Annotated in this window: 14 protein-coding genes; 3 read left to right on the top strand and 11 right to left on the bottom strand. The window is 64.4% G+C overall.

Annotated features, from left to right (window positions below; all coding sequences use genetic code 11):
* Positions 1–54: 54 nt before the first annotated feature.
* The 9 genes from BM133_RS02515 to BM133_RS02475 form a co-directional block, all read right to left on the bottom strand.
* On the bottom strand, positions 55–426 hold the full coding sequence (locus tag BM133_RS02515) for an integration host factor subunit alpha (protein ID WP_013542333.1): 372 nt from the start codon (positions 424–426) through the stop codon (positions 55–57).
* Between the two features lie 2 nt (positions 427–428).
* Positions 429–2888, bottom strand: coding sequence for a phenylalanine--tRNA ligase subunit beta (gene pheT, locus BM133_RS02510; protein WP_093431416.1), 2460 nt, complete (start codon positions 2886–2888; stop codon positions 429–431).
* A 49-nt stretch (positions 2889–2937) separates the two neighbouring features.
* The gene (pheS, locus tag BM133_RS02505; RefSeq protein WP_093431414.1) at positions 2938–4014 is read right to left on the bottom strand and encodes a phenylalanine--tRNA ligase subunit alpha; all 1077 of its coding nucleotides are present in this window, start codon (positions 4012–4014) and stop codon (positions 2938–2940) included.
* A 113-nt stretch (positions 4015–4127) separates the two neighbouring features.
* Positions 4128–4487, bottom strand: coding sequence for a 50S ribosomal protein L20 (rplT, locus tag BM133_RS02500; RefSeq protein ID WP_007832499.1), 360 nt, complete (start codon positions 4485–4487; stop codon positions 4128–4130).
* Between the two features lie 24 nt (positions 4488–4511).
* Complete coding sequence (gene rpmI, locus BM133_RS02495) at positions 4512–4715, bottom strand: 50S ribosomal protein L35 (RefSeq protein ID WP_007832497.1); 204 nt, start codon at positions 4713–4715, stop codon at positions 4512–4514.
* A gap of 154 nt (positions 4716–4869) precedes the next feature.
* A complete protein-coding gene (gene infC, locus BM133_RS02490) occupies positions 4870–5493 on the bottom strand; it encodes a translation initiation factor IF-3 (protein WP_080898454.1) in 624 nt (207 codons plus the stop codon).
* 101 nt (positions 5494–5594) lie between these two features.
* Entirely contained in the window at positions 5595–7502 is a 1908-nt protein-coding gene (gene thrS, locus BM133_RS02485; protein ID WP_093431413.1) for a threonine--tRNA ligase, read from the bottom strand.
* A gap of 336 nt (positions 7503–7838) precedes the next feature.
* Complete coding sequence (gene aceA / locus BM133_RS02480) at positions 7839–9158, bottom strand: isocitrate lyase (RefSeq protein WP_093434976.1); 1320 nt, start codon at positions 9156–9158, stop codon at positions 7839–7841.
* 218 nt (positions 9159–9376) lie between these two features.
* Entirely contained in the window at positions 9377–9790 is a 414-nt protein-coding gene (locus BM133_RS02475) for a gamma-glutamylcyclotransferase family protein (protein ID WP_177224694.1), read from the bottom strand.
* Positions 9791–9826: 36 nt separating this feature from the next.
* On the opposite strand from BM133_RS02475, the gene BM133_RS02470 reads away from it, so the two are divergent.
* Together BM133_RS02470 and BM133_RS02465 are read left to right on the top strand one after the other, a co-directional pair.
* Positions 9827–10750 (top strand): DMT family transporter, encoded by a 924-nt coding sequence (locus BM133_RS02470; RefSeq protein WP_093431411.1) that lies wholly within the window; start codon positions 9827–9829, stop codon positions 10748–10750.
* A gap of 155 nt (positions 10751–10905) precedes the next feature.
* Positions 10906–11349: an SWIB/MDM2 domain-containing protein gene (locus tag BM133_RS02465; protein ID WP_093431410.1), complete on the top strand. Its 444-nt coding sequence runs from the start codon at positions 10906–10908 to the stop codon at positions 11347–11349.
* Between the two features lie 38 nt (positions 11350–11387).
* On the opposite strand, the gene BM133_RS02460 is transcribed toward BM133_RS02465, so the two are convergent.
* Positions 11388–12167: an AraC family transcriptional regulator gene (locus BM133_RS02460; RefSeq protein WP_093431409.1), complete on the bottom strand. Its 780-nt coding sequence runs from the start codon at positions 12165–12167 to the stop codon at positions 11388–11390.
* A 103-nt stretch (positions 12168–12270) separates the two neighbouring features.
* Between BM133_RS02460 and BM133_RS02455 the strand changes: the two genes are divergently transcribed.
* Entirely contained in the window at positions 12271–12561 is a 291-nt protein-coding gene (locus tag BM133_RS02455) for a hypothetical protein (protein WP_093431407.1), read from the top strand.
* Here the strand turns inward: BM133_RS02455 and BM133_RS02450 are convergent.
* Positions 12530–14251: a thiamine pyrophosphate-binding protein gene (locus BM133_RS02450; protein ID WP_093431405.1), complete on the bottom strand. Its 1722-nt coding sequence runs from the start codon at positions 14249–14251 to the stop codon at positions 12530–12532. The two genes, BM133_RS02455 and BM133_RS02450, sit on opposite strands and share 32 nt — an antisense overlap.
* Positions 14252–14341 lie beyond the last annotated feature (90 nt).

The raw sequence follows: 14341 nt of genomic DNA, 5'->3' as shown, positions 1-14341 counted from the left end.
ACGGTGCGCGGGAAACCTGAGAGATTACTCTACGCAACCGCCGAGCACCAAGCACTATTCGGTGCCCAGGCTCCACTCGACTTCGGATGAGCCACTCTGCTCGATGCTTCCGTGAATCTGTTCCTTGAGCTTGGCGCTCGCATGGAACGTGGCGACGCGACGCTCGCCGATCGGAATGGCTTCGCCGGTGCGCGGATTGCGGCCGGGCCGCGGCGCCTTCACGCGGATCTGGAAATTGCCGAAGCCCGAGATCTTCACGTCCGTGCCTTCGATCAGGCTGCTGGCCACGAGCTCGAAGAACGCCTCCACCATGTCCTTGGACTCACGCTTGTTGAGGCCGATCTGCTCGAACAGCAGGTCGGCCAGATGCGCCTTGGTGAGCGCCGGCGTTTCTAAAGCTTCGAGCGTGAATTCGGCAGCGTTCATCTTCATCCTCTCAAGCGGCCGCCCAGCGTGGCGCCCAGTTGTTCGACGATTGCACGGACCGCGGGCTCGACCTGCTCGTCCATGAGGGTGGCGCTGTCGCCCTGGAAACTCAGGCGGACGGCCATGCTCTTCTCGCCCTGCGCCAGCGCGCCGGGCGCTGCAACGGCACCGCCCTGCAGCGGCTGTGGACGGTAGATGTCGAACAGCGTCGCGTCGCGCAGCAGTCCTTGTGCAGCCGCGGTCGCGCGGATCGTTTGCATCAACGCGTCGTGGGTGACGGCCTCGGCGACCACGACGGCAATGTCGCGTTCGACCGCCTGGTGCTTGGGCACCGGCTGCGCCACGGGCACGGGGCGCGCGGTGATCGCATCCAGGTCGAGCTCGAACAGCACGGGGGCCTGCGCGAAGTCCCACTTCTGGCGCCAGCGCGGATGCAGCTCGCCGACAAAGCCGATGGCCTTGCCGTCTATCGAGACGCGGGCCGAGCGGCCGGGGTGCAGCGCGGGATGCTCGGCCGGCTCGAAACTCGGCACCAGCGGCGCGAGCAGTGCTTCGACATCGCCCTTGACGTCGTAGAAGTCGACGCGGTGGGCCTTGCCTTCCCAGCGCGCTTCATCGGCATCGCCCCAGGCGAGACCTGCCACGCGCATCGGCTGGTCGACGCCACGCACGGTGCTGTCGGTGGTGACGACACTGTCGTCGCGCATGAACACGCGGCCCAGCTCGAACACGCGCACGCGCGGCGCCTTGCGGTCGAGGTTGAACTTCAGCACCTGCAGCAGCGAGCCGATCAGCGACGAGCGCATCACGCTCATCTGGCTGGCGATGGGATTCAGCAGCTTGACGGGGTTGGCATTGCCGGCAAGGTCCTGCTCCCAGTGCGCTTCGACAAAACTGAAGTTGATGGTTTCCTGGTAGCCCAGCGCTGCGATGCTGCGGCGCACTGCGAAACGGCTGCGCTGTGCTTCAGGCCGCACGCGGGCGGTGATGGGCGCGAGCGGCGCGGTGGTCGGCAGGTTGTTGAAGCCGATCAGGCGCGCGACTTCTTCGATCAGGTCTTCTTCGATCAGCAGGTCGAAGCGGTGCGGCGGCGGGGTCACGGTCAGCGTGCCTTCGCCTTCGGTGATGGCCAAGCCCAGGCGGTGGAGCGCATCGGCGCACTGCGCCTGCGTCAGCGGCATGCCGATCACGCGCGCGGCACGCGCCACGCGCAGCGTGACGGGCACGGCTGCCGGCACGTTCAGCGTCTGGTCGTCCATCCTGCCGGCTTCGCCGCCGCAGATCTCGATGATCAGTTGCGTGATGCGTTCGATGATCTCGACGCTGCGGCTCGGATCCACACCGCGCTCGTAGCGGTGGCCCGCATCGGTCGAGAAGTTGAAGCGGCGCGACCGGCCCTGCACGGCTTCGGGCCACCAGAACGCGGCCTCGACGTAGATGTTGCGGGTGTCGTCGGACACCGAGGTCGCATCGCCGCCCATGATGCCGGCCAGCGATTCGACTTCGCGGTCGTCGGCGATCACGCCGACCTTGTCGTCGACGGTGATCGTGGTGCCGTTCAGCAGCTTGAGCTGTTCGCCCGCCTTGCCCCAGCGCACCGTGAGGCCGCCGTGGATCTTGTCGAGGTCGAAGATGTGGCTGGGCTGGCCGTACTCGAACATCACGTAGTTGGAGATGTCGACCAGCGGCGTCACGCTGCGCTGGCCGCAGCGCGCGAGGCGCTCGACCATCCAGGCCGGCGTGGCGACGGTGGTGTTCACGCCGCGCACGATGCGGCCGGAGAAGCGGCCGCAGAGCTCGGGCGCCTCGACCTTGACCGGCAGCACGTCGTTGAACGAAGTGGCCACGGGCGCGATCGCCGGCGTCTTGAGCGGCGCACCGGTGAGCGCGGCGAGTTCGCGAGCGACGCCGTAGACGCTCAGGCCATGCGCGAGGTTGGGCGTGAGCTTGAGGGTCAGCAGGGCGTCGTCCAGCTTGAGCACGTCGCGCACGTCGGCGCCGATGGGTGCGTCTGCGTCGAGCTCAAGGAGGCCGCCGTGGTCTTCGCTCAAGTGCAGTTCGCGCGCCGAGCACAGCATGCCCTGGCTCTCGACGCCGCGCAGCTTGCCCAGCTTGATGAGGAAAGGCTTGCCGTCTTCACCCGGCGGCAGCTCTGCGCCGACGAGCGCACACGGCACCTTGATGCCGACGCGCGCGTTGGGTGCGCCGCACACGATGTTGAGCAAGGCGCCCTGCCCCGCGGCATCGACCTGGCCAACATCGACTTGGCAGATGCGCAGGCGATCGGCGTTCGGGTGCTGCGCCGCTTCCTTGATTTCGCCGACCACGATGCGCGTGAAGGGCGGCGCCACCGGTCGGCGCTCTTCGACCTCGAAGCCGCCCATGGTGAGCGTTTCGGCCAATGTTGCGCTGTCGAGGGGCGGGTTGCAGAACTCGCGCAGCCAGGATTCCGGGAATTGCATCTCTTCGATCTCGATCTGTTTTTCTGTGTGGAAAGGGCGTGTCAGTGGATCACTGGAACTGCGAGAGAAAACGCAGGTCGCCGTCGAAGAAAAGGCGCAGGTCGTTCACGCCATAGCGCAGCATCGTGAGCCGGTCGGGCCCCATGCCGAAAGCGAAGCCGATGTAGCGCTCCGGATCCAGGCCCATGTTGCGCACCACGTTCGGATGCACCTGGCCCGAGCCCGACACCTCGAGCCAGCGGCCGGCCAGCGGGCCGCTCGCGAACTGGATGTCGATTTCGGCGCTGGGCTCGGTGAACGGGAAGAAGCTCGGGCGGAAGCGCAGCACGAGGTCGTCGCGTTCGAAGAAGGTGCGGCAGAAGTCGGTGAAGACGACCTTCAGGTCCTTGAAGCTCACGTTCTCGCCGAGCCAGAGGCCTTCGCACTGGTGGAACATGGGCGAGTGGGTGGCGTCGCTGTCGACGCGGTAGGTGCGGCCGGGGGCGATCACGCGGATCTCGGGGGCCTTGACGGTGCCGGTAGGGTCGGCTGCAGCAGCGGCGAACTCGGCCGCGTACTTCTTGATGTGCTGATGCGCATAGCGCACCTGCATCGGGCTGGTGTGCGGACGCAGGTTGTAGGGGATGCCGTCGTCGCCGTTCAGGTCGACATAGAAGGTGTCCTGCATCGAGCGCGCAGGATGGTTCGGCGGGTTGTTGAGCGAGGTGAAGCTGTGCCAGTCGCTCTCGATCTCGGGGCCGTCGGCCACGTCGAAGCCCATGCTCGAGAAGATCTCCTCGATGCGCTCCAGGGTGCGGCTCACGGGGTGCAGGCCGCCCGACACATGACGTCGGCCGGGCAAGCTCACGTCGAGCGCTTCGGCGCGCAGCTGCAGGGAGAGCTCTTCGTCGGCCAGTTGCTGGCGGCGATCGGTCAGCGCGGACTCGATGGCTTGTTTGGCTACGTTGATCGCGGCGCCGCGGGACTTCTTCTCTTCGACACTCAGCGCGGCCATGCCCTTCATCAGCTCGGTGATGCGGCCCGACTTGCCGAGGAACTGGGCCTTGGCGTTTTCGAGTTCGGCGGGCGTTTTCGCTTCGGCGAAGGCGGCGCGTGCGGTGTCGACCAGGGAGTCCAACTCGTTCATAGCAACAAAAATCTTCGAGGGGGAAATAAAAAAGAGCTGGAGCCTTTTCAAGCGCCAGCCCTTGAGCCGTGGGCGCAGGAAGCTGCCCGGAGGCAACACCCTGCTGTGCAGAATCAAGCAGCCAGCTTGGCCTTGACCTGCTCCACGATGCCGGCAAAAGCGGCCTTGTCGTGCACGGCGATGTCCGCAAGCATCTTGCGGTCGATCTCGATACCGGCCTTGCGGATGCCGTTGGCGAACTGGCTGTAGGTCAGGCCCAGTTCACGCGAGGCGGCGTTGATACGCGCGATCCACAACTGACGGAACACGCGCTTCTTGGTACGGCGGTCACGGTAGGCGTATTGGCCTGCCTTCATCACCGCCTGTTTGGCGACGCGGAAGACATTGCCGCGGCGACCGCGGAAACCCTTGGCGAGTGCGAGAACTTTCTTGTGGCGGGCGCGAGCCGTTACACCACGTTTGACGCGAGGCATGTGTGTACTCCTTGTTCGTCTGAGTTAAATGCCACGGCCGGGCAGCATGGCGGCGACAGAAACCATGTTGGTCTCATGCACTGCGACTGCACCACGAAGGTGACGCTTGTTCTTGGTGGTCTTCTTCGTCAAGATGTGACGCTTGAAAGCTTGACCGCGCTTGACGGTGCCACCGGGACGAACGCGGAAACGTTTTTTCGCGCTGCTCTTGGTCTTCATTTTGGGCATGTGAATGCTCCTTTAGTTTGTGCTCGTGAGGCGCCATGGAAACTCCATGGGCTTGTTGGCCCCGAGACACTTCTTTATCTCGCCCCTGCCTGTGCTTCTTTCAAAGCACCGGCAACGACGAAATCCCTTCAAAACCTCGTCTGCTGCAAACGCCTCAAGCGGTTGCCGCGGGCGCCGTTGCCGGCGCAGCGTCTGCTGCCGGCTTGGGAGCACCGCCACCGGCCTTCTTGCGGCCCGGCGCGATCATCATGATCATCTGCCGGCCTTCCAGCTTCGGGAACTGCTCGACCATGATCAGGTCGCCCAACTCATCGCGAATGCGCTGCAAGAGTGCCAGACCGAGCTCCTGGTGCGTGATCTCGCGGCCGCGGAAGCGCAGCGTGATCTTGCATTTGTCGCCCTCTTCAAGAAAGCGCTTGATGTTGCGCATCTTGATGTTGTAGTCGCCGTCGTCGGTACCGGGCCGGAACTTGATTTCCTTGACCTCGATGACCTTCTGCTTGGACTTCGCCTCGGCCGCTTTTTTCTGCTCGTGGTACTTGAACTTGCCGTACTCGATCAGGCGACATACCGGCGGATTGGCCGCCGCGACGACCTCCACCAGATCCACATCGGCCTCGCCGGCGAGGCGCAAGGCCTCCGAGAGACTCATAACACCCAATGGCTCGTTTTCCGGGCCTACAAGGCGGACTTCCGGGGCCATGATTTCCCGGTTCAGGCGGTGTTGGCGTTCCTCGCGGTGGCGGCGGTCGCGAAATGCAGTAGCGATGGTCAGAATCCTTCAAAATTTGCTACAAAATCTGTAGCGAACGCCGGTCAGTCCTCGCGGACAAGCGGCACGATTTGGCAAGGAAACATATGGGGTGTTTCAGAGACAAATCAACGCTTGTCGGCAACATCCTGGACGAGCCGTTGCACGAACGATTCGAGGGACATTGCTCCGAGGTCTTGATTGCCCCGGGCGCGCACTGCGACGGCACCTGCTTCCTTTTCCTTGTCGCCCACGACGAGGATGTAAGGGAGCTTTTGCAACGAATGCTTCCGTATTTTATACGTAATCTTTTCGTTGTGCAGGTCCAACTGAACCCTAAGCCCTTGATTTTGCAGCGCTTTCGCCACGTCTCGAGCGTAATCGGCCTGCCCTTCGCTGATATTGAGCACCGCCACCTGCACCGGAGCGAGCCATGCGGGCATCGCGCCGGAGTGGTGTTCGATCAGCATGCCGATGAAGCGCTCCAGGCTGCCGACGATCGCGCGATGCAGCATCACGGGGTGCGCACGGCCGCTCGATTCCGTCACGTACTCGCCGCCCAGGCGCTCGGCCGTGTTGAAGTCGACCTGCATCGTGCCGCATTGCCACTGGCGCCCGATGGCGTCGCGCAACGTGTATTCGATCTTCGGACCGTAGAAGGCGCCGTCGCCCGGCGAGATGACGAAGTCGACGCCCGAGCGGCGCAGCGACTCCATCACCGCATGCTCGGCCTTGTCCCACAGTTCGTCGGAGCCGACGCGGTTCTCCGGCCGCGTCGCGACCTTGTAGAGGATGTCCGTGAAGCCGAAGTCGGCGTAGACCTTCTGCAGCTGTTCCGTGTAGGCGATGCATTCGTCGAGGATCTGGTCTTCCGTGCAGAAGATGTGCCCGTCGTCCTGCGTGAAGCCGCGCACGCGCATGATCCCGTGCAGCGCGCCGCTCGGTTCGTTGCGGTGGCACTGGCCGAACTCGCCGTAGCGCAGCGGCAGATCACGGTAGCTGCGCAGATCGCTCTTGAAGATCAGCACGTGACCCGGGCAGTTCATCGGCTTCAACGCGTACTCGCGTTTCTCCGACTCCGTCGTGAACATGTTGTCGCGATAGTTCTGCCAGTGGCCCGTTTTCTCCCACAGGCTCTTGTCCAGAATCTGCGGGCCCTTCACTTCCCAGTAGCCCGTGTCACGGTAGATGCCGCGCATGTACTGCTCGACCTGCTGCCAGATCGCCCAGCCCTTGGGATGCCAGAACACCACGCCCGGCGCCACTTCGTCGATGTGGAACAGGTCGAGCTCCTTGCCCAGCTTGCGGTGGTCCCGCTTCTCGGCTTCCTCGATGCGCTGGATGTACTGGTCCAGCTGCTTCTTGTCGGCCCAGGCCGTGCCGTAGATGCGCTGCAGCTGCTCGTTCTTGGCGTCGCCGCGCCAGTACGCACCGGCCAGCTTCGTGAGCTTGAAGACCTTCAGGAAACGCGTGTTCGGCACGTGCGGGCCGCGGCACATGTCGACGTATTCCTGGTGGTAGTAAAGGCCCATCGCCTGTTCGTCGGGCATGTCCTCGACCAGGCGCAACTTGTAGTCCTCGCCGCGCGACTTGAAGACCTCGATCACCTCGGCGCGTGGCGTCATCTTCTTGACGACGTCGTAGTCCTGCGCAATCAGCTCGCGCATGCGCGCTTCGATCGCGGCCATGTCCTCGGGCGTGAAGGGGCGCTCGTAGGAGATGTCGTAGTAGAAGCCCTCGTCGATCACCGGACCGATCACCATCTTGGCCGTCGGGTAGAGCTGCTTGACCGCATGGCCGACCAGGTGGGCCGTGGAGTGGCGGATGATCTCCAGGCCCTCGTCGTCCCTGGGCGTGATGATCTGCAGCTTGGCGTCATGGTCGATGACGTCGCTGGCATCGACGAGCCGGCCGTCGACCTTGCCGGCCACCGTCATCTTGGCGAGGCCAGGGCCGATGGACTGGGCCACTTCGGCCACCGAAACCGGGCCTGGGAACTCGCGGCGCGAGTTGTCGGGGAGCGTGATCTGGATCATGTGAAAACCTCGGGAGAAAAACAAAAAAGCGCGGTGGATGCCGCGCTTTGCTTGGTTGGGAGCTGGAAGAAACCAGCGAGCGCGGGCTACCGGCCCTTTCCTTCGATCGCTTCGAAGAAGAAAAAGCCGCTCGATCCTTGCGGAGTAGTTCGCGGTGTCATAACCAAGGTGCCTTTCTCGCTCTTGTTGAGTACAGAAGAGCGGCAATTCTAACTTCTGCCGCCCAGGCCGTGGCGCCGGCGTTCTCCAGCCCCCGCGCCGCGCCCGGGCTGCCCGCAAAAAAGCCCGGCGCATGGCCGGGCTTGAAAGTGACAGCGAAAGATCCGTGTCGGCAGATCAGTGGAACTGTTCTTCTTCGGTCGAGCCGGTCAGCGCGGTGACGCTGGACTTGCCGCCCTGGATCACGGTGGTCACTTCGTCGAAGTAACCCGTGCCCACTTCCTGCTGGTGCGACACGAAGGTGTAGCCACGGTCGCGCGCTGCGAATTCGGGCTCCTGCACCTTCTCGACATAGGCCGACATGCCGCGTGCCACGTAGTCCTGAGCCAGGTCGAACATGTTGAACCACATCGAGTGGATGCCGGCCAGCGTGATGAACTGGTACTTGTAGCCCATGGCGCCCAGTTCCTTCTGGAATTTGGCAATGGTCGCGTCGTCGAGGTTCTTCTTCCAGTTGAACGACGGCGAGCAGTTGTAGGCCAGCATCTTGCCCGGGTGCACCTTGTGCACGGCTTCGGCGAACTTGCGGGCGAACTCGAGGTCGGGCGTGCCGGTTTCGCACCACACCAGGTCGGCGTAGTAGGCGTAGGCGACGGCGCGGCTGATGGCCTGGTCCATGCCCTTGTTCGTGCGATAGAAGCCTTCGGCGGTGCGCTCACCGGTGATGAAGGGCTTGTCGTTCTCGTCGTAGTCGCTGGTGATCAGGTCGGCCGCTTCCGCATCGGTGCGGGCGATCACGAGTGTCGGGGTGCCGCAGACGTCGGCAGCCATGCGGGCCGCGATGAGCTTTTGCACAGCCTCGGTGGTGGGCACGAGCACCTTGCCGCCCATGTGGCCGCACTTCTTGACCGAAGCGAGCTGGTCCTCGAAGTGCACGCCGCCGGCACCGGCCTTGATCATGGCCTTCATCAGTTCGAAGCCGTTCAGCACGCCGCCGAAACCGGCTTCGGCGTCGGCCACGATGGGCGCGAAGTAGTCGGTGTAGCCCTTGTCGCCGGGGTTCACGTTCTTGGACCACTGAATCTCGTCGGCGCGGCGGAAGGTGTTGTTGATTCGCTCGACCACCGTCGGCACCGAGTCCACCGGGTACAGCGACTGGTCGGGGTACATCGAGGCGTAGCTGTTGTTGTCGGCGGCGACTTGCCAGCCCGACAGGTAGATGGCCTTCACGCCAGCCTTGACCTGCTGCATCGCCTGGCCGCCGGTGAGTGCGCCGAGGCAGTTGACGTAGGGCTCGTTGTTCACCAGGTCCCAGAGCTTCTCTGCGCCGCGGCGGGCCAGCGTGTGCTCGATGGGGAAGGAGCCGCGAAGGCGCACGACGTCGGCTGCGCTGTAGCCGCGCTTGATGCCCTTCCAGCGCGGATTGGTGGCCCAGTCTTTTTCGAGGGCGGCAATCTGCTGTTCGCGGCTCAGTTGTTCTGTGAGGGTCTGGGGCATGGTCACTCCGTGAGGTTGATTGAAGGGTTGAAAGCGGTTGGGCGCTGCGGCCTTGGGATCAACTGTAATTCGATCCGAGACTCTTATGTCTTATAGAAGACATATTTTTCACTCAACAAAATCAATGGCTTACGGGCATATCCCTCAATGCGAAATTATTTTTCTCATATTGAGAAAAAATATTGCGCCGCAGCAGCCATGCCTTCCACGATGTGCAATCAACCTTTCGGTGGTGAAAACGCCGGCGATTTCTGCGCGGCATGCGCGATCCAGTCGCCGCCGCCGATCACCGGACGGCCCGCAATCCGCGAAGGATGGATCTCGTAGACCAGGCAATCGAGCCACTGCGCACCGAGCGCCACGCGAACCTCGCGCCTGATGTACTCGCCCGAATCGTCCTCGGCCACTTCCTCCAGCAGATCGAGCGCTGCCTCGACCGCGAGTTCGACGCGATAGATCTCGCCCTTCACGCGCCCCACGCCGCCAAGCACGATGCCTGGGTAGGCGCCAAGGTCGTACAGCGTCCCGGCAATGCTTGCCTCTCCGACGAACACGGGCGCCGGCCGATAGCGCGCGATGTCGTTGCGCCCGTGCCGGCGCAGCGTGCCGTAGACAAAAACGTGGGGCATCATCGAATCCGCTTTCCGCAACAACAAAACTTCAGTCTATTGAACTCCGCCGCCCCCGCTTCCGGCCGCCTCATGGCCTATGGCTGCCTGGCCCTGAGCATGTCGCTCGTCGGCGCCTACGTCGCCCTCTCCAAACCCCTTGTCGCTGCCTTCCCGGTGCTGCTGCTCGCGTGGCTGCGCTTCGGCATCGCCGCGCTGGCCATGCCCCACTGGCTCAAGCGCGGTGCCGACGAACCGCCGATGACGGCGCACACGCGCTGGCTCGTCTTTCTCGAATCGTTTCTTGGCAATTTCCTGTTCTCGATCTGCATGCTGTACGGCGTGAGCATGACGAGCGCGGTGTCGGCGGGCGTGATCATGGCGTCGATCCCCGCGGTGGTCGCGGTGGCGAGTTGGCTGTTCCTGCGCGAACGCATCACGGTGCGCATCGGCCTGGCCATCGCATGCGCCGCGCTCGGCATCGGCCTCTTGGCCCTCAGTCCCGCGCATGCGCCGGCTTCGACGGATGCGGCGAAGTCGTCGATGCCGTGGCTCGGCAACCTGCTGGTGTTCTGTGCCGTGCTGTGCGAGACCGCCTATGCGGTGATCGGCAAGTCGCTCACGGGGCGCCTGGGGCCCAAGCGCATCGCATCGCTCATCAACCTCTGGGGCTTCGTACTCTCCATGCCCTTCGGCATCTGGTTTGCGCTGTCGTTCGACTTCGGTGCGGTGCACGGCGGCATCTGGGCCCTGCTCGCGGTCTACGCACTCGCAGCGAGCATCTGGACGGTGTGGCTATGGATGACCGGTTTGCGCCATGTTCCCGCTGCGCAGGCCGGTGTTTTCGCGGTGATGCTGCCCGTCAGTGCGGCCTTCGTGGGCGTGCTCGTGCTCGGTGAAAACCTCTCCGCGCCACAGCTGATTGCATTCGCGCTTGCACTCGCGGGCGTGGTGCTTGCGACCTGGCCTGGGCGCCGAACGTGAAAAACGAGGCTTCTCCCCTCTGAAAAAACAACAACTCCCAATGAAAAAACCGCTTTTTCCCTTGGAAACGCGTTTTTTCTCCTTTAGCATCCGCATTGCCACTGGAGACGCAAGTTTTTCATTGGTGAATGTTCAACCAAAAAAGGAAATCAACCATGGCAACTGCAAAGAAGGCTCCGGCCAAGAAAGCTCCGGCAAAGAAGGCCGCTCCCGCAAAGAAGGCTGCGGCTCCTGCGAAGAAGGCTGCACCGGCGAAGAAGGCAGCTCCCGCAAAGAAGGCTGCTCCTGCAAAGAAGGCCGCACCGGCGAAGAAAGCAACTCCTGCAAAGAAGGCAGCTCCCGCCAAGAAGCGCACCCCCAACGCTGCGTTCATGAAGGCCCTGACCCCCAGCCCGGCACTCGCTGCCGTGGTCGGCTCGACGCCTCTGCCGCGCACCGCTGTCGTGAGCAAGCTGTGGGACTACATCAAGAAGAACAACCTTCAAGACAAGGCCAACAAGCGCAACATCAACGCCGACGCAAAGCTGAAGGAAATCTTCGGCAAGGCGCAAGTGTCGATGTTCGAACTGGCCGCGCTGATTGGCAAGCACGTCAAGTAAGCACCAGGGGCCTTGCGCTCCTGAATCAAAAAGCCGGCTCACGCCGGCTTTTTTTTCGCCTGCGGCAAGGCCATCCCCTCCTCGAAAAAGCGCGCCGGCGTGCAGCCGAAGTTCTTGCGAAAGGTTTCGATGAACGCGCTCACCGAGCTGTAGCCCACACTCAACGCCACGGCCGTGACGGAGTCGCCAAGGCTCAACAGCTCGACGGCCTTCAGCAGGCGCGACTGTTGCCGCCATTGCGCGAAGCTCAACCCCGTCTCGGCGGTGAAGCGGCGTGTGAGCGTCCTGCGCGCCATGCCGATGCGATCGGCCCACTGGTCGATGGTGTCGGGCATCGCGGGATCGTTCGCCAACGCAGCGGCCATCGCGGCCAGGCGCTTGTCCTGCGGCATCGGCAGATGGAGCGACGGCCTCGCGCTCGCTGCGAGCTCATCGAGCAACACGCCCACAAGACGGGCGCGACGTGCCTCGAAGTCAACCGACGACGCTTCAAGCGATGTCAGCCGGTCGACCAGCGCCCGCATCAGCGGCGTCGTCGCAAACACATGCGGCCCGTCGGGCAAGCCGGCCGCCATCGCCGGCTCGATGTGCAGGCTCCAACCCGCGGTAGCACCGAAGCTCTGAGCCGCATGCGCGCAGCGCGGCGCGATCCAGCCGATCCACCCCGGCGGCTGCACCCAGCGCCCGGCAGGCGTCTCGATGACCTGCAGCCCCTCGCGCAAGGCGAACAACTGCCCGGTCTCGTGCGCGTGGTAGCCCGTGACGCGCGGCGTCTCGTAGGCGTTGATCCAGAGCCCGACCGGCGCTTCAGCCGCCATGCCTGGCCCGCCGGAGGTATCGATTGGCCCCGCGCCGCAAGCCGCGAAGCGCCCTGCTGCCTAGCATCGAGTCCATCTTCACAACGCCTTCAAAGGAACACCCATGCAAGCCCAGGACGTATTGCCCGACGGACAGGATTTCGTCGTCAGGAACGGACTCCCGTTGCGCAAGGGCTCTGTCGGCGCCTTCCTCGTCAACGCGCAGTTGCTGCAGGACCCGAACGCCAGCGCAGATGCGAAGCAAGCGGCCGAGCGCGACCTGATCGACCTGCTGCCCGCCCTCGAAGCGCTGGGTCTTTTCGACGTGTTCGAGTTGCGCTCGCCCACGTTGCGCGACGAGGTGGCCCGTCATCGCGCGGCGCTCAACTCCGCGCCTGCTTCGCCGACCGCGTGATCGACGCCAGCGTGCCGCGCGTGGTGATCACCTCGGGGTCCAGCGGGATCTCGATCAGCGTCCCGGTCTCGGCGGCCAGCGCGCGCAGCAGCGCGGCTTCGAACTGCTCCGTCTCCGTCACGCGTTCGGCCGCATAGCCGTAGGCGCGGGCGAGACCGCAGAAGTCTGGGTTGCGCAGCGCGGTGCCGCTGGTTCGCTCCGGATACTCGCGCTCCTGGTGCATGCGGATCGTGCCGAACATGCCGTTGTTGAGCAGCACGACGATGCTCTTGCCGCCGTGCTGCGCGGCCGTCGCCAGCTCCTGCCCGGTCATGAGGAAATCGCCGTCGCCCGCGATCGTGAAGGCCACGCGCCCCGTCGTGAGGTTCGCCGCGATGCCGGCTGGCACGCCATAGCCCATCGCGCCGCTGGTCGGCGCCAGTTGCGTCTTGTGCCCCTTGGCGAGCCCGTGATAGCGGAAGTAGCGATGCACCCAGCTCGCGAAGTTGCCGGCGCCGTTGGTGATGGCCGCATCCGGCGGCAGGTGCTTCTGCAGCAGCGCGACGACTGCGGCCATGTCGACCGGGCCGCGCGGCGTCTCGGCCGGCATGCCGGCCAGCGCTTGCGGAACGAGGCTGGCCTCGTAGTCCGCATGCGCCTGTTCGGCCCACTCCTCCCAAGGCAAGGTGGGCGGCGCGCTCAGCACCTCGAGGCTGCGCGCCGCGGCGCTCATGCCGGCATTGATCGCGAGGTCGGCTTGATAGACGCGGTTGAGCTCCTCGGCGCTTGCATGGATGTGCACCAGCGTCTGCCTCGCCTTCGGCGCTTCGAGCAGCGTGTAGCCACCGGTGGTCATCTCACCCAGGCGCGGCCCGATCGCGAGGATCAGGTCCGCATCTTTCACGCGCTGCGCGAGCTTCGGATTGATCGCGATGCCGACATCGCCCGCATACAGCGGATGGTGGTTGTCGAAGGTGTCCTGGTAGCGGAAGGCGTTGGCCACGGGTAGGCGCCAGTTCTCGGCAAACCGTTGCAGCGCCTGCGCGGCCTGTGTCGTCCAGCCGCCACCGCCGGCGATCACCAACGGCCGCTCGGACTTGAGCAGCAGCTCGCGCAAGGTACGCAGCGCACCCGGATCGCTCCAGGGCTGCACCGCCTCCACGCGCGGCAACGGCCGCGCTGAAGTTTCCGTGCGCAGCATGTCCTCCGGCAGCACCAGCACGACCGGCCCCGGCCGACCGTTCATCGCCGTGGCGAAGGCGCGCGCCACGTATTCGGGAATGCGGTCCGCATCGTCGATGCGCTCCACGCGCTTGGCGAATCCCTTCGTGCTCGGCCCGAAGAAGCTGCCGTAGTCCACCTCCTGGAAAGCCTCGCGGTCGCGGAAGTCGCTGCCGACGTCGCCCACGAACAGCACCATCGGCGTCGAATCCTGGAACGCGTTGTGCACGCCGATCGATGCATTGGTGGCCCCCGGCCCGCGGGTGACGAAGCACACGCCCGGCCGCCCCGTGAGCTTGCCGTGCGCCTCGGCCATGAAGGCCGCGCCGCCCTCCTGCCGGTTCACGATGAAGCGTGCGCGATCGCCGTAGGCATGAAAGCCGTCGAGCACCGCGAGGAAGCTTTCCCCCGGCACGCCGAATGCGATCTCCGTGCCTTGCGCGACCAGGCACTCGACGATCAGGTGGCCTGCGGGTTGTGATGTACTCATGAGAAGTCGAACCTCAGCTGCAATGTCTCCGGCAATTATGTGCGTCTGCTCCTCATGCCTTGCGTTAATTCCCCAAATGGTTAAATTCGC

It is taken from the genome of Variovorax sp. 770b2 (genome assembly GCF_900115685.1).
In the GTDB taxonomy this organism is placed as follows: Bacteria; Pseudomonadota; Gammaproteobacteria; order Burkholderiales; family Burkholderiaceae_C; genus Variovorax.
The sequence above is the reverse complement of the archived record's forward strand: the minus strand, read 5'-3'. Positions and strand labels throughout refer to the sequence as shown.